Genomic DNA, 21,333 nt, shown 5'->3' with positions numbered 1-21,333 from the left:
CGAGCCGCCCTCTAGTTGTTAAGTAATCCTGTCTCTGATAGATTTTGATTAACTATTAGGCTGGGTTGAAGTTGTGCCACACTATTGTGTGGGCACTACTCAGCAATCGGGAGAGGGTCAATGCGCGCGCAAGAGCGACGAAACGTAACCGGTGTGAGGCGACGTCTGCAGGCGTTTGTTCTCGTGCTGGTCGTTGCTGCGCTCTGCATCGCAGGCGTCATCTACGAGGGCGCCGAAGTGACTCAGGTCAACGTCAATGATGGCGGTATCTGGGTGACTAACAAGTCCAAGCAGTTGGTCGGCCACCTCGACTACGAAGCCCGCATCCTTGACGGTGCCCTGCGCACCGAGGCTACCAACTTTGACGTCGGCCAGGCTGGCGAAACCGTGACCGTCTCCGACCTCGGCTCACTGACCGTTGCTCCCGTCAACGTCACCCAGGTCGCCCTCGGCTCTCCGACGGTCCTGCCCGCCGGCTCGAGTGCGATGCAGGGGGGTGACGTCCTCGGCGTCCTCAACGCTGCCGATGGCACCCTGTGGACAACGTCTGCGGCATCGCCGAGCCCCTCCAATCTCGCCGACTCTGCAGCTCTGGCCTCGAACATGGGGGCCAGCGCATTCGTGACCGGCGAGGACGGTTCCGTGTACTCCCTGTCGAACTCGGGAACGCTCACGACCGTCAAGCACAGCGGGTCAGTCGATGAAACGAAGACCACTCAGGTCACCGGGATTCCCGATGGTGCCCGCCTTTCCATCACGGTCGTCGGCGATCAGGTTGTCGCCCTTGACTCTGCCTCTAACACCCTCTTTCTTCCCGGGAATAAGACTATCGACCTCGGCGCGGCCGGTATAGAGGCCGACGCCGTCCTGCAGCAGGCCGGACCCAAGGATGACTCGGTCCTGATGGCCACCGCCACCTCTCTTGTAGCGATTCCGCTGACGGGTGGGCAACCCGTGATCACGCCCGCCGCCGAGGGGTCCCCGACCGGCATCCCGGCGGCGCCCGTGCGGCACGACGGATGTGCCTACGGTGCGTGGAGCGGATCGGGGGCGTATGTGCGCTCCTGCAAGGATCCGGCCTCGAACGAGCAGATGGTCGTCGATACCCTCGTCTCCGCCCGTGAGGTTGTCTTCCGCACCAATCGCAAGGCCATTGTCCTCAACGACGTCGCCGAGGGGAACGTGTGGTTGCCCGACTCGAACATGGTCCTGATGGACAACTGGGATGAGGTCGAGAATCAGCTCGAAGAGAGCGAAGAGGAGCAGGATAGCCCGGAGCTCACCAACGAGGTGGCCGACCCGCAGCAGCGCGAGGAGAATACTCCGCCCGAGGCCGTCGATGACGAGTTTGGCATCCGCCCGGGACGCTCGACCATTCTGCCCGTCCTGGACAACGATTCCGACCTGGACGGGGACGTGCTCACCGCCACCCCGACCACGCAGCCGGGATGGGGTTCTGTGGTCGTGGCTCGTAGCGGGCGCGCCCTGCAAATCGAGGACGTTTCAGCAGACCAGAGCGGATCCACGTCCTTTACCTACGATGCCTCGGATGGGCGGGCTTCCGCTTCCGCCCACGTTCAGGTCACGGTCCACCCCTACGGCCAGAACGAGGCCCCCACTCAGGTGCGTTCTTCCTCCGTCAAGATCGGGGTGGGCGCGCAGATCCAGTACCAGGCCCTCAGTGACTGGCGTGATCCCGACGGTGACCCGATCTACCTCAAGGAGGTCCAGGCTCCGACTGGCCTGAACGTCTCATTCGTCGAAGACGGCACCGTAACCATCGCGGAGGAGGGGGCGTCGGCTGGCCCCAAGACCGTCGTCCTGACGGTGGCTGACGATCAGGGGGCCGAGGCCCGCGGAGAGCTCGTCGTCAACGTCCAGGAGGCGGGCAACCTCCCGCCTTCGGCCAACGGCGACCTTTTCCAGGCTCAGCCGGGCGAGACCGTCACCCTTGACCCGCTCAAGAATGACACCGACCCCAACGGCGACCCGCTCTCCCTCGCCGCGGTCTCCGGAGCCCCGTCGGGCGCGACTCTCACCCCGGATCTCGACCGCGGAACCATCGACTTTCGGGCGCAGCAGCCCGGATCCTACTCCTTCGCCTACACGGTCTCCGACGGGATTGCGACGACGCTGGGTATCATCCGCGTGGAGGTTGTGGCCTCCTCCTCGGTGCGTCCCATCGCAGAGAACGACACCGCCGTCCTACCCCAGGGCGGGTCCGTCCTGATCAATCCCCTGGGTAACGATTACGACCCCGCCGGAGGCATGCTCTCAGTGACCTCGGTGGATACGACGAAGGCACCCGATATCGAGGTTGCGCTCATCGAACGCCACCTTCTGCGCATCACCGCCCATGCGGGCATCGACAAGACCGTGACCTTTTCCTACACGGTCTCTAATGGTCAGGGAAGTGCCACCGCCGAGGTGACCGTGATTCCCGGCGCTTCGGATCGCTCCGACATGGTGCCCGTTCTGCGGCCCGATCGGGCAAAGGTGCGCGTCGGCGACGTCGGCACGGTCTCGGTTCTGTCCAACGACCGCTCCCCGGCCGGTCTGAACCTCCAGGTCGAGTCGACCCTCGAGTACGACCAGGCCTCGGCGGTCGGAACGCCCTTCGTGACTGGAAACCAGGTGCGCCTTGAGGCCGGAACCAGCCCCGGACTCCTTGAAGTCACCTACTCGGTCATCGACTCCGCAGGAAACCACGCTTCCAGCACGGTCACCTTCGAAGTCATCCCGGACTCCGACAGCAACGAGGCCCCCCGTCCGCGCACCCTCAACGCGTGGACGAACGCGGGGCAGGCCGTGACGATCCCCGTGACGCTGAGCGGTATCGATCCTGACGGTGACTCGGTGACCCTGGTCGGCGTGGACTCGTCACCCACGCAGGGCGTGGCCACCGCCTCGGCCACATGGATCGACTACACGCCCAACCGGGGGGCGGTCGGCACCGACACCTTCACCTACACGGTCGAGGACCGAAAGGGCGCGCGTGCGTCAGCCCGCGTGCGCGTCGCCATCTCCCCGTCCCCCGCGACGAATCAGAACCCCGTGGCCGTTCCAGACACGGTGCAGGCTCGCCCCGATCGCGTCCTCAACATCAATGTGCTGTCCAACGATGTTGATCCCGACGGCGATACGCTCTCCCTCGACGAGGGCGGCCTGAGTACGCCCACGCCCGCGCTTAACCCTCAGGTCCGTTCTTCCTCCACTATCTCGGTACGTACCCCGTCCGAACCCGGTAGTTACGCGGTCGCCTACACAGTCTTGGATGGCCGAGGCGGCTCGGCCACCGGTTTGGCAACCATCTACGTATCTGAGGATGTCCCCCTCAAAGCTCCCGTCGCGCGCGACGACTACGTGGCCTATACGGACTTGCCCGAGGACGGGTCGGCGGTGCGCGTGCGCGTCACCGACAACGACGAAGACCCCGACGGGTCGGTCGACGAGCTGAAGGTCGCCACGGGCGAGCCCGGGGTGGAAGTGAACGGCCAGGACCTGCTGATCCCGGTCTCCGATCAGCTGCGCCTCGTCGTCTACACGATCACGGACCGTGATGGATTGACCAACTCGGCCGTCGTCACCGTCCCCGGACGCAACGCGACCGCGCCCTTCCTGAACAACGCGAGCCTCCCGATAGAGGTGGACGCGGGATCTCAGCGCACGATCTCCCTGTCCGACTACGTCATTGTTCGTTCCGGCCGCTCCCCGCAGCTGGTGGAGGGCACGACCCCGGTGGCGCAGGCGGGGCTGACGTCGGTGAGCGCCGACGCTTCGTCACAGTTGACCATCGCCGCGGCCGAGGGCTTCTCCGGGAACTCAGCGTTTACCATTCAGGTCAGCGATGGAACTGACGGGGGCGCGCTGTCGGCCAGCCTGTCCGTACCCGTTCGGGTGCGCGCGACCCAGAATCAGCCGCCCACATTCACCCCGACCGGCGTGCGCGTCGAGGCGGGAGGGGAGCCTGTGACGCAGAATCTGGCACTCGGAGTTTCCGACCCGGAGGGCGCCGACCCCTCGACCTTCACCTACTCGGTGGGCACCGTCCCCGATGGCATTAGCGCCTCGGTGTCGGGATCGACGCTCACCGTGACCGCAGCCCAGGACACCGCACGCGGCCAGGCCGGAAGCATCGCGGTGAGCGTGACCGACACGGACGGCAATTCGGTGTCGGGATCCGTTCCCGTCGAGGTCGTGGCCTCCTCCAAGCCTGCCGTCAGCGTGTCTGACTACCGGACGCGTGCCCGGGTCGGCGAGACGGTCAGGGTGGATGTCGCCTCACAGGCCGTCAACCCCTTCCCCGGCTCTCCTCTGACCATCGAGGGAGCGGTGCTGGGGATGGGCAGCGCGCAGGTTCACACCGAGGGAACGGTCGTGTCGATCACCCCCGACGAGGTGGGAACCATCAAAGTCACCTACCGCATTAACGACTACCTGCGCGACCCGTCGCGCTCGGCGCAGGGCAACATCACCGTCACCGTCATCAGCAAGCCGGACCCGCCAACGAACCTACGCGCAGAGCCCAGAGGGACCAGCGGGGCTCGCCTCACCTTCTCCGTGGGGGCGGACAACGGCAGCAGCATCAACGGCTACCAGGTTTACGACGCGGACTCGGGCCAGCAGGTGTCGGCCACCTGCAAGAGCGGCTCGTGCGCGGTCGATGGGCTCAGCGCCGGTCGCGATTACGCCTTCTACGTCGTCGCTACGAGTAGCGAGGGTGATTCCAAGCCCTCCGCGGTGTCGAATAGGATTACGACGGTCGGAAAGCCCAGCCAGATGGTTGCGCCCAAGGTGGAGCCCGGAGACTCGGTACTGAAGGTCTCGTGGGTCGCCCCTGCCAGCAACGGCGGGTCGGACATCGACCACTATGAGCTTCAGGTCAACGGCGGCCAACCGACCAGCTACACCACCACGTCGGCCACGCTTTCCGTGGTCAACGGGCACGACTACGCTGTGCAGGTCCGGGCCGTCAACGGCGAGGGGCAGGCCGGACCGTGGTCCTCGCCCACCAGCGGGCGTCCTCGTCCCTCACACGTTGCCCCGGACGAGCCGGTCGTCACGGTGACCACCGAACGCTGGGAGGGACAAGGCGTGATCGTGGCGAAGGTCTTCGTCTCGTGGACGGTCGGCTCCTCTGGTGGCAGCGGATGGGGCCAGACAACCATCACCGTTAACGGTGAGCCGCACAATGTTACGGCGAACGAGCCTCAGCCGAAGAAGGTGGTCCTCGAGGACTCGGTCACCACCGCGACCGTGACCGTGACCGTGCGCAACATCGAAGGAGACGCCACCACGTCGACCCCCCAGACTGTGCGCATCCCGCCGAACCCGAACACGCCGCCCTTCGAGATCGACCCTCCGACGATCACGGCGACGGGCAACTCGGGCCAGCTCCTCGTCACGAATGTGAACGTCAAGCCCGGACGCGGCTACCTCGCCAACGAGCTCACCGTGTTCTGGGGCAAGAGCGGCGCCGAGTGTGCCGACAAGGCGCGTGCCAACGATGTCAACAGGAAGGTCCAGAAGGGCACGAGCTTCGTGTTGGACAGGGTCGGCACCGACGGGGTCGAGCAGGCATTCTACTTCTGCCAGATCTCGACCTCGGGCCTGGTATCGAGCTCCATCAGGGTCAATGGAACGCCGCGGAACGACCACGCCGCCGCTCCGCCCCCCCCGGACAAGGACTGGGCGAACATCCCGATTCACGCGGACTACGTCAGCTACCCCGACGGTGGCTTCGCTATAGGAATCCGCCGCACCGAGGAGATTGAGGGCCTGTGTACCTACGGCTGCCGCCTCAAGGTCGTCGGAGACAGAACCGGTACGCTCTACGCTCAGAGCGACGCCGTCGTATCGCCCACTGACACCCCCGCCCTCAGGGTCGAAGGCTCCGAACTGCCCGTTCGTGAGGGCTACCGGGTTGCCCTCCACATCACCTTGTCGACGCGCACAGAGATCATCAAGTACATGCACTAGAACACAGTCCCGAGCGGGAAAGCCCGGGAACCAGCCCACAGACAACCAACACAACGACCGAAGAGAAAAGGATACTCATGTCACTGTCCATTGAGGACGCGACGCGTTTCGCCCAGGTGTTCAAGAACCTCGTCAACGGGGTCTCCGTGGCGGTCTTGGACAAGCGCCAGGCGGTGCGCCTCGCGCTCACGACCATGTTTGCCGGAGGACACCTGCTGCTCGAAGACGCCCCGGGCACCGGAAAGACCGCCCTGGCGCGCGCGATCAGCGCCGTCATCGATGGCACGCACTCGCGTATCCAGTTCACCCCCGACCTGCTGCCCTCCGACATCACGGGCGTGAACATGTTCAACCAGAAGACCGGCGAGTGGGTGTTCCACGCGGGCCCCGTCTTCGCTGAGATCGTTCTGGCGGACGAGATCAACCGCGCCTCGCCGAAGACCCAGTCGGCCCTCCTGGAGGTCATGGAGGAAGCGCAGGTCACGGTGGACGGTGTGCGTCGCCCCGCTCCCCAGCCCTTCATGGTCATCGCTACCCAGAACCCCGTCGAGCAGGCCGGAACATACCCCCTGCCCGAAGCCCAGCTGGACCGCTTCCTCATGAAGACGTCGATCGGCTACCCCTCGCGTAGCGCCATGATCGACGTCCTTGACGGCTCGGCCTCGCCCGACCGATCCAAGAACCTCCAACCCATGGTGTCCGGCCAGGACATCGTCGCCTGGTCCGCACTCGCAGCGGATAATCACACGGACCGCGCCGTCCTGGACTACGTGGCCGCCCTCGCGGAAGCCACGCGAGAGGACGAGTCTTCCATGCTGGGAGTCTCGACGCGCGGTGCGATCGGCATGGTCCGATGCACCCGCGTGTGGGCCGCCGCCCAGGGACGCAACTTTGTCCTGCCCGACGACGTCAAGGCGCTCGCCGTCCCCGTGTGGGCCCACCGCATTGTCGTTGACCCCGACGCCGCCTTCTCCGGTGCCACCTCCGAGGGCGTCATCCAGCGCGCCCTCACCTCGGTCCCCGCACCCGCGGTCGGCGCGTAAGGAGCCTCTCGGTAGAAGTGATGGAAGGGAAGCGTTCGGATAGCGCAGACGGGGTCGGGCACCGCAGGGAACAGACCGGCCGTCCGCGGCCCCTTGCGGCGCTCGCGGGAGCGGTCACGCCGATCGGCTGGGCCGTCATCGTGCTCATCGTCGCCGGTGTTGCGGTCGCCGCCGCATTCCAGTGGGTCGAGGCGTTGGCGTGCGCGCTCGCGGGTGCCGTCGCACTCGTGCTGGCGGCCACCCGCGTCGCTTGGAAGCCCCCGCACCTCGTCTCGATCCGCGTCCCCAACGAGCGCATCGTCGCAGGCCAGACGGCCGTCGGGGAGATTACGGTGCGCAACGAACGTAACCGGCCCGTGCGGTCGGGCATCATCGAGCTACCGATCGGCTCGGGCACCGGCGAATTCGTCGTGCCCCCGCTGGGTGCGCGACGGTCGTGGGACGAATTGTTCCTTATCTCCTCTCGTCACCGCGGCCTCATCAACGTGGGGCCGGCGCGTTCGGTGCGCTCTGACGCCCTCGGACTGCTGCGCCGCGTGCGCGTGTGGGACGAGCCCGTCATCCTTCACGTGCACCCGAAAACCGTGCGCGTTCCCTTCGACGCCACCGGTTTCCAACTGGATGTCGAGGGTGTGTCCACGGGCAGGCTCTCCAGTTCCGATGTGTCCTTTCATGCGCTGCGCGACTACGAGCCCGGAGACGATCGGCGCGCCGTCCACTGGCAGTCGACAGCCCGCTTGGGCAAGCTCATCGTGCGCCAGTACGAGGAAACGCACCGCTCCCACCACGTTATTGTGCTGGATACTTCCCGCGACGTCTGGGATCACGACTCCTTCGAGACCGCGGTGTCCGTCGCGGCGTCGCTTGGTTTGGCCAGTTTGCGAGAGTCTCGTACCGTGTCCGTCACGACGACGGAGGCTTGGCTGCCGTCGGGTAGCGCCATGCGCCTTCTGGACACCCTTTCCGAGATCCAGGCGGGTTCCGGCGGGGACCTGGCACTGCGCGTGCGCGAGGCAGTGGCTGAGCGTCCCGGCGTCTCAGCCCTCACCCTCGTGGTTGGCCCGAAGGTGAGCGATGTCGACGCCGCGCACCTTGCGAGGCTGGCCCCCATTGACGTCCCTGTTTCCATCATCCGAATCGGTGGGGCTGAGGGACGAACCCGGCGAGACCTCGGACGAGGGGTCCTCCTCGACTGCGCGCGCCTTGAGGAACTGCCGCGCATTATCGTTGCCGGAGGGCTTGCATGACCACCAGCGTTGATACCAAGCCCCGCGCGCAAAGGGTCGAATCGCAGGCTCAGACGACTCCGACGTCCCCCGTTGCAACCGAGGTGCGAGCGGCCTCCGTTCCTTCTTCCTCTTCCCGCGACGGTGACCGTCCCAACGTGGGGCAGCAGGGGCCTCGTCCCAAGACGACGCGTTCGCGCCTGCTGACCGTCACGCAGCGTTTCGCGACGTACCGGTCGAGCTTGCCGATATGGTCCCTCCTGGTGCTTGCCTTCCTCTTCGTGGGGCCTGTCGCGGCCTTCGAACCGGTCTTCGGTGGCGGAGTTGGCGCGATCGCTGCCGGCGCAGGAGTGGCCTGCGGCCTAGCGATCGCCGCGGCCTCTACCCACTGGCGGTGGGATGCACTCACGACGGTCTTAAGCGTTGTGGCGACCTACTTCCTGGTCGGCAGCGGTGCCGCGCTGCGCTCCGAGGCGCTGTACGGCTTCCTGCCCACGGGGCAGACCCTGCAGGTCATGGTGCTCGGATCCTTCCGTGCCTGGAAGGACCTGTTGACGCTCACGCCCCCGGTGTCGGTCTACTCCGGACCGGCGCTCGTGCCGTGGATGTGCGGCCTGATCCTGGCGGTCCTGGCGGGCCTGATCACTGCGCGTGCCGGACGGGCAGTCCCGGGGTCCATCCCCGTCGTGGCGATGGCGGTTATCGCCGTGTTTTTTGGTATCGCTCGCTATCCTCTCCCTCTGTCGCTGGTCCTGGTCTGGTGGGCGCTTGTGGTCGCCTGGTGGGCGAGCGCCGCCCAGTACCAGAGAATCACCCTGGGGCAGGATGTGCTCGTGGGACGAGCAAGTTCGCCTGGCGGCGAGGCAACGGTTGGGCGTCGTTCTCGCTCGACCGTCTACGTGGGGAGGCGAGCCCTTGGTGCCATCCTCGTGCTCGCGGTCTCCGTCGGCGTGGCGATGCCGGCTGCGGCGTTCCTGGGGTCCTCCCGCGGGCGCCTTGTTGGGCGCGACCTGATTCAGCCACCCCTTGACGTTCAGGCATTCCCTTCCCCGATGTCTTCCTTCCGTCACTACACGACGGATCTGAAGGACGAGACGCTGCTGACCGTCTCCGATCTACCTGAGAACCAGCGTGTGCGAATCGCCGCGATGGACGTCTACGACGGTACGACCTTCGGCATGTCCCGGAAGAGAGACGACGGACATACGGGTTACATTCCGGTTCATACGACCATCCCCGGTCGCGCGCCGGGCTCCTCAGTGGTGACGCTCACGACCACAGGACTGTCAGGCCCGTGGGTTCCCGTCCTGGGAAATCCCTCGCAGATCGCTTTCACTGGCGGGCAGGCAGCCAGGCAGAAGAAGGGCCTCCATGTCGATACGTGGGCTAATGCGGCTCTGACCACCGGCCCCGTCGGTTCGATGAGCTACAACGTGACCACGGAGTTCGTCGCGCCTGTGCGCGACGAAGAACTGGCCAACCTCGTGGCGGTGTCGGCAACCCTGGAGGACAAGAATATTCCCGACGGCCTCGCTGATAGGGCCGCCGAGCTCACGCAGAACGCGTCGACGCCGCTCGCGGCAGCGCGAGCCATCGAACACTACTTGTCCACCAACGGCTATTACCTCAACGAGAACACTCGTTTTTCGCGGCCGGGCGTGCGCAGCGATCGGCTGGAGCGCATGCTGGCCTCCGACGAGAACCTGATTGGTGACGATCAGCAGTACACGGCTCTCATGGCTCTCATGCTGCACCAGTTGGGCATCAACGCGCGCGTCGTCATGGGAGCCTACCCCGAGGGTGGCTCCCAGGGAGGTGCCGCGACCCTGCGCGGATCCGATATTCGCGCGTGGGTCGAGGTCGAGTTCTCGGGTGGTGTTTGGGGCGTGTTCGACCCGACTCCGCCGCGCGACCATGTGCCGCAGACTCAGGTACCCAAGCCTCGTTCCGTCCCGCGCCCGCAGGTCCTGCAGCCGCCGGAGCCTCCCGAGCCCCCGGCCGAGATGCCTCCGCCCACACGAGACCAGAATGCCGACCCGCTCAAGCCGCCCGAGGTGGGTCTTCCCTGGGGTCTCATCGCCGCAGGCTCGGGCGCTGTCATCCTCCTCATGATGCCCCCCCTGGCGATCCTGGTCTTCAAGGCGGGCCGACGTAGGCGTCGCCGCAGGGCTGCCGCCGGCGAGGCGCTGGTGGGTTCGTGGGACGAGGTCGTGGACTTGGCCGCCGACTATGGCCTGCGTATCGATCTGGGACGCACTCGTCAGGAGACTGCGTGGGCTCTTTCCTCCCAGTGGGAACTGGGGCACGATCCGGGCGATCCCTTTGCGCTGGTGACGGACGAGGCGAACCTTGGCGAGGACGGGGCGACCTCCTCCTCGGATAGTGCAGGCGTCGCCGACAAGGGGCGCTACGTGATTGACGGCTGGAGCCGCTTCGGAGGCGACGTTCCAGGTCCCGTCGTCATCGCGCGCTTCGCCGACGTCGCTAACTTTGCTTCCAATGGTTCTTCGCGCGACCGTGCACGCGCCGCGTGGGCACAGGTGAAGGACCTGCGCGACCAGGTGTCCAAGCGTGCGGGCTTCTTTGCGCGCGTGCGCCGGGCTTTCTCCCTGCGCAGCCTGCGCATGCGCCGCAAGCTGCGCAGGGAAAGCGCTCTGATCGCGCGCGCTAGGCGAGAGGAGATCAAGCGGTGAGCTCAGTCGTCGCAGGCATGAGGGGGCCGAACATTCCGGGATTCCGGTGGGTTCGTCCCCTGGGGCAAGGTGGTTTCGCCGACGTGTTCCTCTATCGCCAGGAGCTGCCGAGTCGAGACGTGGCCATCAAAGTCGTGCGCGCTCAGGGCGATGCGCGGGGCACGAAGGAACTGCATCGTGAAGCCGATGCGATGACGCTCCTGTCGGGGCACCCCTCCGTCGTGGAGTTGCACGGGGTGGGAACGACTGCGGACGGGCGGGCGTATCTCGTCATGGAGTACTGTCCGGTTGCCGACCTCCTCACGCAAGTTCGTGCGCGGCCCATGTCGCTCAAGGACGCCCTGGACACGATGATCAAGATTTGCGGCGTCGTCGAGACCTTCCACTGGCAGGGCTACGTACACCGAGATATCAAACCCTCGAACATCATGCTGGATGCCTACGGCAAGCCGGTCCTGGCGGACTTCGGAGTTGCGTCGAAGGCGGGAGCGTTGGAGGTTGGCGCCTACGATGGCTTCTCGGTGCTGTGGGCACCCCCGGAGCAGCAGGATGTCACTTCCCCGGCCTCGCCCCTGCAGGACGTGTGGGCCCTGGCGGCGACGACGTGGACCTTCGTGACGGGGCGCAGCCCCTTCGAGGACCCAATCGGTGATAATTCGGCGGCGTCGATCGCGAACCGCGTGCAGCGCGGACGCATGCGTGGCCTGGGCCGCGCGGATGCCCCGGCGGAGCTGGAGCGCGTTCTGCGCGCCGCGATGACGATCGACCCGGCTGAGCGCACGCAGTCAGCGATGGAGTTTGGTCGGGGTCTGCAGCGCGTGCAGGAGGAGCTGGGTCAGCCCCGCACGGAGATGGAGGTCAAGCAAAAGCGTTCTAAGGCTTCCACCTCCGTGGCCACCGATCAGAAGACGCGGCTGCGCGGTGCCCCGGTCATCGACCCGGACGCGACGCGGCTGCGCTCGGCCTCTTACTCCTTCGAGGGTGGGGCTGGTTCCGGCGGCGTTGAGGCAGTGGCGGACTCGTGGAAGATCGAGCGCTCTGCGGCTGCGGACGAGGTTTCGGCTCGCCGTGTCGTCGAGGGATCCTCTGTGGCTAAGAAGAATATCTCGCCGCTGGTGGGCGTGCTGCTGGCGCTGGTGGCCGCGGTGATCGCGGCCGGACTGGTGGTGGGGATGCTCCGCGGCCAGGGGTCGTTTACGCGGATCTCTCCCGATCCGGAGGCGAGGAGTACCTCCGCTGCCCCGGGTGACGCGTTGGGCGTGGCTCCCCCGAAGGTGTCGAATCTGGTCGGCGAGTATTCCGACGGTACGGTGACCTGGACGTGGACCGCGCCCGAGGGCCCCGCTTCTGAGGACATCGTGTACGCCTACGAGGGCTCGGGCGCGGCCGGTAAGTCGCGTGGTCGCGTCGACTCAACGAGCGTGACGGTCGATGGGGCCAGCGGCGAGAACTGCATCGAGATCACGACGGTGTCGCGCTCTTCCGGGCGCATGTCAGACCCGGTGCGTGTCTGCGTGGAGGTTCCATGACGCAGATCATTTCGTCGCTTCGTTATTCTTACTTGCATTCCAGTTTCGTCGATCGAGACGCTGGTCACGCCGAGTGTAAAATCGTCAGTATCGCGCGTAGTCTCTCGCGCTCAACGCAGCTAAAGGATGAAGGCACATGTCTCTAGAAGAACATGCGGAACGGCCCGCAGTTCGATGGGGCGCGTCGACCGACATCGGTCCGGTCCGCTCTGAGAACGAGGATTCCTGGCTGGCGGTTCCCCCCGTCTTCGCTGTCGCGGATGGGATGGGTGGGCACCTGGGTGGCGCCCAGGCCTCGTCGAAGGCTGTCATTACGCTGCGGGAGTTCCTGAGCCCACAGCGCCTCGGGAATCGTCCCGTTGACCTGGTGGATCTGTCTGTTGCGATCGACGCTGCGGCCACGGCGGTCGCGTCGTTGGCGTCGGTCGATAATCCGATGAGTGCGCCCGGCACGACGCTGTCGGGCCTTATGGTGCTGCGTACCGCCGAAGGGCCGTACTGGCTGTCATTTAACGTGGGTGACTCCCGTGCCTATGTTGTGGGTGGTGGGGGCATTCGCCAGCTCACCCACGACCACTCCGCGCTGCAGGAGGCGCGTGACCTTGCTGCTACCTCGGGAGCCCCCCGTGTGATCCCTCCCGCAAATGTGGTGACAAAGGCGCTCGGTGCCGGCCAGGTCGGGAGTGTGAAAGCGGACTATACAATCATGCCGTTGGAAGAGGGTGATCGGGCCGTGATCTGCACGGATGGCGTGCACGGTGTCCTGAGTGATTCGCGGATTCATGCGGTTGTTGCGGACGGCGATGGTCCGCAGGGCACGGCCGACAGACTTGTTCGAGCGTCGCTGGAGGCGGGGACTCGGGATAATGCGACCGCGGTTGTAGTTTACGCAGGAACCAGATCGCGAGTAACATTGACAATGAATGTCATGAATCGGATGATTCAACCAGTACGTCCGGCGTCGATTGAGACCGCTCGCCGGGTTCCTCGTAGAGAAGGCAGTAACTGATGCTTCAGATTGGACGCTTCCTGTGTCGCGGGCAGGGTGCGATGCTCGTCACGGGTCCCCTCGGTGCGGCGCTGGCTCCGCTCGACTTTGCGGACTCCGCCGCCGATGTGGTGTGGGGACGCGCCGACACCCAGGCGTGGCTGTCCCATGTCCAGGCTGAAAAGGGTGACGTCCTGCTGCTGGACTGCGCGGGCGAGCAGCCCTACCTGACTGTGCTGGGCAACATTCAGCTGCGCATGCGTGCCGCCGGCCAGATCACCGAGCAGGTGTGGACCGACCCGATCTGGGCGTGGCCCTTTAACCCCGGTGAGTGGCAGACCTTTGAGGCCACCATCGTCGACGGCGACGAGGTCACGTGGATGGTGCCCGCCGCCGATCGCGTCGAAGCTGGTGAGATCCGTATCGGACGCGCGCTCGACGAGGTCGAGGCCCTTGCCTCGATGCCCGTCGACACGATGGGCTTCCTGATCAATCCCGACATTTCGGACCGTGAGCGCCGTGCCCGCCGCGAGGCTCGCGAGGAGCTGCCCGAACCTTCCGTGTACTCGGCTTCCGTCGATCTGGCCGCTGTTGAGGCCCAGTTCCTCGCCGCGACCAGGAATGGTCCCGTGTCGCTGTGTCCCTCGTCGCGCAACTCCGACGACGAGGCAGCTCCCGAGGCTCCCGAGGTCTCGGACGAGCGGGTCGGGGAGGAATCCCGCGAGGAGGTGCCCTCGAAGGATGCTGAGCAGCCCTCCGGCGAGCTCTACGTCGTCGCTGATGCCGAGGAGCCGCCGGTCGACACCGCTGAGTCCGCCGAGCGTGCGGGAGGTTTCGGCGAGTCGGGTGCCCCGGCCTCGTCTGAGCCGGCCCCCGAGGAAGTCGTCGAGTCTCCCGCCATCCCTGAGGCCATGAGCGCCGAGGGGCTCGCTGGCCTGGGTGCCGAGACCGACACGGAGGCGACGATCCTGCGTCTCACCCCCGCGAACTCGGGTCCCGCTGCGCCTGTCGCATTCCTCATTCACGGTGGCACTGTTCCCGTTGAGGTCTCCCGCGACGTCGTCATCGGTCGTGACCCCGATGCTCGCGCGCTGACCGGGCGTCCCGTCGCCACGGTTCTGCGGGTACCCAGCCCAGAGACCGAGATTTCCCGCTCGCACTGCGCCGTCATGATGACGATGCCCGGCTCCTGGGCCCTTATGGACCTGGGCAGCGCGAATGGCACCGTCCTGCGTCACGCCGATGGCTCGTTCCAGGACGTCACTCCCATGGTGACGATCGCCCTGAACGATGGCGACCTCATCGACGTGGGCGAGGGAACCACGATCGAGTTCCGCGTGCGCTGACGTCATTTATTGATCCAGGTGGGGCGGTCCTTCGGGGCTGCCCCACCTGCGTTGTCACTGCTTTTGATGAGTGCGTGCTATCTGGCCCGTTGCCGTGGCCCAGCGTATGTAAGGACAATCATGCTCGCGAGTGTCTTGAGGTGACCTAAGTCCCTTGATACGTGTATCCTTACCCCTGGTAGCGACCCGCTGGTGGGTCGGTCATCGCAAACAAGGAAGTTGAGGGCCACGATGGTCAAGTACGTATACGACTTCTCCGAGGGCGACAAGTCCATGAAGGACCTCCTTGGAGGAAAGGGAGCCAATCTCGCCGAGATGACGAAGCTCGGCCTGCCCGTTCCCCCCGGTTTCACGATCACCACCGAGGCGTGCCGAGCATACCTCAAGGAGTCGACGGTTCCGGAGTCGCTTGCCACCGAGGTCACCACCGCCCTGCGCGGCGTCGAGGACCAGATGGGCCGTCACCTGGGAGATCCTACCGACCCGCTCCTTGTCTCCGTGCGAAGCGGCGCGAAGTTCTCCATGCCCGGCATGATGGAAACCGTTTTGAACATCGGCCTCAACGATGAATCCGTTCTCGGCCTCGCGGCCGTTAGCGGTAACGAACGCTTCGCGTGGGACTCCTACCGCCGCCTCATCCAGATGTTCGGCAAGACCGTCCTCGATATCGATGGCGACCTCTTCTCCGACGCCCTTGACAACCTCAAGGCTGAGCGCGGCGTCAACGGCGATACCGAGCTGACCGCCGAGGACCTCAAGGGCCTCGTCGTGACGTTCAAGGGCATCGTCAAGGAACAGACCGGCAACGACTTCCCGCAGGACCCGCGCACCCAGATGGACATGGGTATCGAGGCCGTATTCCGTTCCTGGAACACCGAGCGCGCCCGCATCTACCGCCGTCGTGAGCGCATCCCCCACGACCTGGGCACCGCCGTCAACATCTGCACCATGGTGTTCGGCAACATGGGCGAAAACTCCGGCACCGGCGTGTGCTTCACCCGCGACCCCTCTTCCGGACACTCCGGCGTCTACGGTGACTACCTGGAGAACGCGCAGGGCGAGGACGTCGTCGCGGGTATCCGCAACACCCTGCCCCTGTCCGCCCTGAAGGAAATCAACAAGCCCGTCTACGACGAGCTGCGTGGCATTATGCGCAAGCTGGAGACCCACTACCGCGACATGTGTGACATCGAGTTCACCGTCGAGCGCGGCAAGCTGTGGATGCTCCAGACACGCGTCGGCAAGCGAACCGCCGCCGCCGCTTTCCGGATTGCCACCCAGCTCCTGGGCGAGAAGCTCATCACCCGCGACGAGGCCCTGGGCCGCGTCACGGGCGACCAGCTCACCCAGCTGATGTTCCCGCAGTTCGATGCCAAGGCCGAGAAGGAGCTCATCGCTCGCGGCATGGCCGCCTCCCCGGGTGCCGCCGTCGGCAAGATCGCCTTCAACAACGCCCAGGCCGTCGAGGCCGCCGAGAAGGGCATCAAGACCGTCCTTGTGCGTCGCGAGACCAACCCCGATGACCTGCCCGGCATGGTCGCGGCCGAAGGTGTCCTCACCGCTCGCGGTGGTAAAACCTCGCACGCCGCCGTCGTCGCCCGCGGCATGGGCAAGACCTGCGTGTGCGGTGCCGAAGCTCTCGTCATCGACGCGGCCGCCGGCACCGTCACCATCGGCGACCTCGTGCTGACCGCCGACGACACCATCGCCATCGACGGCCAGACCGGCGAGATCTTCCGCGGCGAGGTCGCGGTCACCGACTCGCCCGTCACCACCTACCTGGCAGATGGCCTCGAGGCCGGTATCGCCGCCGCCGGCGAAGACCAGGGCACCCGCGAGCTCGTCGAAGCCGTCGACAAGCTCCTCGCCCACGCTGACAAGGTTCGCCGCCTGAGCGTGCGCGCCAATGCCGACACCCCCCTCGACTCCAAGCGCGCCATCGACTTCGGCGCAGAGGGCATCGGCCTGTGCCGCACCGAGCACATGTTCCTGGGCGAGCGCCGCCCGCTCGTTGAGCGCGCGATCCTCTCCGCCCCCGAGTCGGACGAGCGTCAGGCGGCGTTCAACGAGCTCGAGAAGCTCCAGAAGCAGGACTTCCTCGCGATGCTCGAGGTCATGGACGGCAAGGCCATGACCGTGCGCCTCATCGACCCGCCGCTCCACGAGTTCATGCCCGCCCTCATCGAGCTCGAGACGAAGGTCGCCGTCGGCAAGGCCACCGGCACCCTCGACCCCGCCGACGAGGCCATGCTCGTCGAGGTGCGTCGCATGCACGAAGAGAACCCCATGCTGGGCCTGCGCGGCGTGCGTCTGGGCATCTACCTGCCCGGCCTGTTCGCCCTGCAGATGCGCGCCCTGTGCGAGGCGGCCGCCGAGCTCGTGGCCCGCGGACTCAACCCGCGTCCCGAGATCATGGTCCCGCTCGTCGGTTCCGTGCGTGAGCTCCAGCTCGTGCGTGAGGAAGGCGAAGGCATTATCGCCTCCGTCGCCGCCGCCCACGGAGTGGACCTGTCCGGCGTCTCCATCGGCGCCATGATCGAGCTGCCGCGCGCCGCCATGACGGCCGAGGACCTGGCCGAGGAAGCCGACTTCTTCTCCTTTGGCACCAACGACCTGACGCAGACCGTGTGGGGCTTCTCGCGCGACGACGTCGAGGGAGTGTTCTTCCCGCAGTACATCGAGGCCGGTATCTTCGGCGTGTCCCCCTTCGAGTCCATCGACGTCCATGGCGTGGGCACCCTGGTCTCTGAGGGCGTGCGCCGCGCCCGCTCCACCAAGCCGAACATCAAGCTCGGAGTGTGTGGCGAGCACGGTGGCGACCCGGCCTCGATCCACTTCTTCCACAACGTGGGTGTCGACTACGTGTCCTGCTCCCCGTTCCGCGTCCCGGTCGCCCGCCTGGAGGCCGGCCGCGCCGCGGTCGAGGATCACGTGGACATGACCGCCTGATGCGTGAGGCGGGCGGTGCCGTCGCGGGTGCCGCTCGCAGAGCGTAGCGACGAGGCCGTGGCCGGGTAACCGGTCGCGGCCTCGTTCCGTTGTGGGTGGGGTTGTGATTCCGCTGGTGTTCCGGGTGCCGGAGGGCTCGGCCGCCCGCGAGGCTGGACGGCCTCGCTTCGTTCGGCGCCGCGCCTCGAAGCCCGCCCGTGCCCTCCGGTCTCTCCGGCGCACTTCATGCCGGTGGCGGTGGGGGTTTTGCAGCATTAGGAGCTGGCTGGGGGCATGTCGCCGGCGTGTCGAGGTTCTAATGACGCCATTTCCCCCGTTTGGTGGCGGTGAGGCAGCGGCTTGAGGCAGTATGGTGCCCAAAGTGCAGACCACCTCGGCGAAATAGGCTGAAAATGGGCCGTTGTGGGTGAGGTGGTCTGCGTTTTGGGCGTAACGGTGTCTTGCGTGGTGTGTTGTTTGCACGTGAACCCCTGAACATGCGTGTTGACCCTTTGATGCGCACGTTAACCCCTAGACATGCATGTGGGCGTGGCTGCCCACGTGCAGGTCATCGGGTTAACGTGCGCAGGCGTAGGGCCGGAGCAGAGGTGTCACGGGTTTTGGCTTGTCGACGGTGGCTGCGCTCAGGGTGCGGACGCTTGTGCGTTGCCCTCGCGGGTGCCGCTCGCCGAGCGTAGCGACGAGGCCGTGGCCGGGTAACCGGTCACGGCCTCGCGTGTTGTAGGTGTCGCTTGTGTGTTGTGCTGGCTGCTCAGGGGGTGACGCCCGTGCTCTGCAGCAGGAAGATCAGGCCCACCATGATCGAGTTGTTGAGAGCGTGGAACGCCCACGAGTAGGCGACGTTCTTCCCTGATTTCACATAGACGAGGGTGAGGGTGATGGAGATCGGCAGGTAGGCCAGCAGGTCCTGCCACTGGTAGCAATGCATGTAGGCGAAGAGAAGGGCGGAGATCGACGCGACGAGCCACGTGGGCGCAAACGCGCTGAGCTTGCCGATGAGGATGTGCCGGTAGAAGACCTCCTCAATCACTGGGACGCCGATGGCCACAAACAAGGAGAACACGATGCTGAGCGCGCCGTCGGACAGGGCGTTCATGATGGCCTGTTGGTTCTGGGCGATCGGCGGATTGGTTCCGTAGATGGCGATGCGCAGCGTGACTTGCACGATCGTGAGGAGAAGCCACAGGCCGGGTAGCAGCGCGATCTTGAGCACCGGTCGTGCGCGGAAGTATGAGAAGGCGGGGAAGAACTCGCGCCCGAAGAACGCCAGCACCATGACCAGGAAGATCGAGTCGAGCACGATGTTGACGGCGGTGATGTTCCACGATTCGGGGATGATCGATGTCGGAATGATGCCGAAGAGGAAGAAGGTTGCGTAGGGGATGCCGAAGATCGCGATCCGCACCCAGTCGGCGCGACTGGGGCGCGCGGGCCGAACGGGGGGCGAGGCCTGGGGAGCATTGTCAGATGCGGTGACAGCGGGCTGGGTGCTCGGTGCTGGCGTTGACTCGGTCGATAGGGGAGTCGTCGGTGTGGAGTTCGCGCTTGGGTTGGTGGGCATGGTGCTGAGGCCGCTTCCTGTTGGCGATGTTGTGTTACGTAGACAGTGTGACAGATTGTGACGGGGTGGCGTAAGACGGTACCGAGGAGTGGTGGATCGCCGCCCGGGAATACCTATGCGGACTCTGTTTGCTGCATCCTCCCTGGCGGGAGCGTGTTTTCATGGCATTGTGTCAGTAAGTTGCTCCAATGGGCCTTTGGTCCCGTGCGGTCGGGGAAGGTGGGCGCTAAACATCATCGTGGCGCGGTCACAGTTTAGGCAAACCTAAAGGTATTACTTTTCACCTGGCCGAGATGTGGCTACGCTCAATGGTAGGAATTCCATCATCCGGGCGGTGCCTCATCGCCGGGGACTCAGGAGGCAAGCGGTGGCAGTGCTTCGTGCTCACGCACACGACGTCAGTCAGCGACTCAGTCGCATCCTTATCGTCGCCGTCATGGCGGCGGTGGCCATCGTGGTCTTTGGCGCACCCTCACGCGCCGCTGACCAGACCTGGAACGACGTGGCCACCACCATCAACGGCCTCCTTGACGAGGGCGTGACCACCTTCAAGTCTGGCGATGCCAAGGGTGGCAAGGACAAGGTCAACGAGGCCTACTACAAGCACTACGAGATCACCGGCATGGAGAAGCAGGTCATGGCCCGCGTCTCCGGCTCGCGCGTCTCCCAGGTTGAGGTTGAGTTCTCCCTCCTGAAGAAGGCCATGACCGACGGCGACGCCGCAGAGGTCGACTCCCACGCGAAGACCCTCAAGCAGTACATGCTGGAAGACGCCGCCTCCCTCGACGGCGTGGCCCCCGGTGCCGGTACCCAGGCCTCGTCGAACGATTACAGCCCCGGCCCCTGGGGCGAGGTCGCCAAGACCATCAACGGCATCCTCGAAGAAGGCGTCGAAGCTTTCAAGTCCGGCGATGCCAAGGGCGGCAAGGACAAGGTCAACGAGGCCTACTACAAGCACTACGAGATTACCGGCATGGAGAAGCAGGTCATGAGCCGCGTCTCCGGCTCGCGCGTCTCCCAGGTGGAGATGGAGTTCTCCCTCCTGAAGAAGGCCATGACCGACGGCGACTCCACCGCGGTTGACGAGCACTACGCGACCCTGTCCAACCTCATCCGCGAGGATGCGAACACCCTCGACGGCTACACCGGCCAGACATCCGCCTCCGGGTCCTCAACCTCTCCGTGGATCGCGCAGTTCCTGCCCTCCCTCCTCGTTATCCTGCGCGAGGGCATGGAAGCGATCCTCGTTGTCGCCGCCGTCCTGGCCTACCTGGCCAAGGCTGGCCACAAGAAGAAGACCCCCGTCGTGTGGGGCGGCGTGGCCTTGGCTCTCGTCCTGTCCGTCGGCCTGGCCTTCCTCTTCAGCTACGTGACCTCCCTGGCGGGAGCGAATCAGGAGCTCCTCGAGGGCTTCGCCGCCCTCTTTGCCGTTGTCATGCTCATCTGGGTGTCGAACTGGATGATCAACAAGTCCTCCAACAAGGCCTGGGACCAGTACATCAAGAAGCAGACGGACGCATCGCTGACCAGCGGCTCCCTGCTGGGACTGGCGTTCATCTCCTTCCTCGCGGTCCTGCGTGAGGGAGCTGAGACTATGCTCTTCTACGTGCCGATCGTGGCGGCTGCGGGCGATAACGTCCGCTACGTGTGGATCGGACTGGCCGTTGGCCTCGTCATCCTGGTCGTCATCTACCTGCTTATCCAGTTCGCAGCGGTTCGAATCCCGCTGCGCCCCTTCTTCACCGTCACCTCGCTGCTGATGGCCTTCATGGCCGTCACGTTCGCGGGTGCGGGAATCGCGGAACTCCAGGAAGCGGACGTCGTGTCTTTGACGCCCGTGAGTGGGTTCCCAACATTGGACCTCTTGGGGATCTACCCCCGAGTGGAGAACTTGGCCGCGCAAGCCATCGTTCTTGTCGTTATCGTCGGCCTGTATCTCTTCGGAAAAGCTCGCCTCTCCCGAGAGGCAGCTGCCCAGTCGCGGGCGAAGGAATGACACCCCTCGAGCGACACTGACCC

General features: G+C 65.5%; 10 protein-coding genes. 9 read left to right on the top strand and 1 reads right to left on the bottom strand.

From position 1 onward, the window contains the following. Nucleotides 1–183: 183 nt before the first annotated feature. From RDV55_RS03585 to ppdK, 8 genes are all read left to right on the top strand, one after another. Nucleotides 184–5,979 carry an Ig-like domain-containing protein gene (locus RDV55_RS03585; protein ID WP_111824065.1) on the top strand — a complete coding sequence of 1,932 codons (5,796 nt, stop codon included), beginning with the start codon at nt 184–186 and terminating at the stop codon, nt 5,977–5,979. Nucleotides 5,980–6,056: 77 nt separating this feature from the next. After that, nucleotides 6,057–7,022 (top strand): AAA family ATPase, encoded by a 966-nt coding sequence (locus RDV55_RS03580; protein WP_003791956.1) that lies wholly within the window; start codon nt 6,057–6,059, stop codon nt 7,020–7,022. Between the two features lie 20 nt (nt 7,023–7,042). Then, a complete protein-coding gene (locus tag RDV55_RS03575) occupies nt 7,043–8,269 on the top strand; it encodes a DUF58 domain-containing protein (protein WP_111824064.1) in 1,227 nt (408 codons plus the stop codon). After that, nucleotides 8,266–10,941 (top strand): transglutaminase TgpA family protein, encoded by a 2,676-nt coding sequence (locus RDV55_RS03570; protein ID WP_174703827.1) that lies wholly within the window; start codon nt 8,266–8,268, stop codon nt 10,939–10,941. The genes RDV55_RS03575 and RDV55_RS03570 overlap by 4 nt, the downstream gene beginning before the upstream one ends. A gap of 17 nt (nt 10,942–10,958) precedes the next feature. Then, the gene (locus RDV55_RS03565) at nt 10,959–12,470 is read left to right on the top strand and encodes a serine/threonine-protein kinase (protein ID WP_111824101.1); all 1,512 of its coding nucleotides are present in this window, start codon (nt 10,959–10,961) and stop codon (nt 12,468–12,470) included. A gap of 136 nt (nt 12,471–12,606) precedes the next feature. After that, nucleotides 12,607–13,479 carry a PP2C family protein-serine/threonine phosphatase gene (locus RDV55_RS03560; RefSeq protein ID WP_111824063.1) on the top strand — a complete coding sequence of 291 codons (873 nt, stop codon included), beginning with the start codon at nt 12,607–12,609 and terminating at the stop codon, nt 13,477–13,479. Further along, on the top strand, nt 13,479–14,804 hold the full coding sequence (locus RDV55_RS03555; RefSeq protein WP_111824062.1) for an FHA domain-containing protein: 1,326 nt from the start codon (nt 13,479–13,481) through the stop codon (nt 14,802–14,804). Before RDV55_RS03560 ends, RDV55_RS03555 begins: the two co-directional genes overlap by 1 nt. A 231-nt stretch (nt 14,805–15,035) precedes the next feature. Further along, nucleotides 15,036–17,753, top strand: a complete 2,718-nt coding sequence (ppdK, locus tag RDV55_RS03550) for a pyruvate, phosphate dikinase (RefSeq protein ID WP_111824061.1) — start codon at nt 15,036–15,038, stop codon at nt 17,751–17,753. A gap of 751 nt (nt 17,754–18,504) precedes the next feature. Here ppdK and RDV55_RS03545 read toward each other — a convergent pair. Continuing rightward, nucleotides 18,505–19,314, bottom strand: coding sequence for a CPBP family intramembrane glutamic endopeptidase (locus RDV55_RS03545; protein ID WP_245907740.1), 810 nt, complete (start codon nt 19,312–19,314; stop codon nt 18,505–18,507). 373 nt (nt 19,315–19,687) lie between these two features. Between RDV55_RS03545 and RDV55_RS03540 the strand changes: the two genes are divergently transcribed. Beyond that, nucleotides 19,688–21,310, top strand: a complete 1,623-nt coding sequence (locus RDV55_RS03540; RefSeq protein WP_111824099.1) for an FTR1 family iron permease — start codon at nt 19,688–19,690, stop codon at nt 21,308–21,310. Nucleotides 21,311–21,333 lie beyond the last annotated feature (23 nt).

It is taken from the genome of Schaalia odontolytica (assembly GCF_031191545.1).
Classification (GTDB): Bacteria; Actinomycetota; Actinomycetes; order Actinomycetales; family Actinomycetaceae; genus Pauljensenia; species Pauljensenia odontolytica.
The sequence above is the reverse complement of the archived record's forward strand: the minus strand, read 5'-3'. Positions and strand labels throughout refer to the sequence as shown.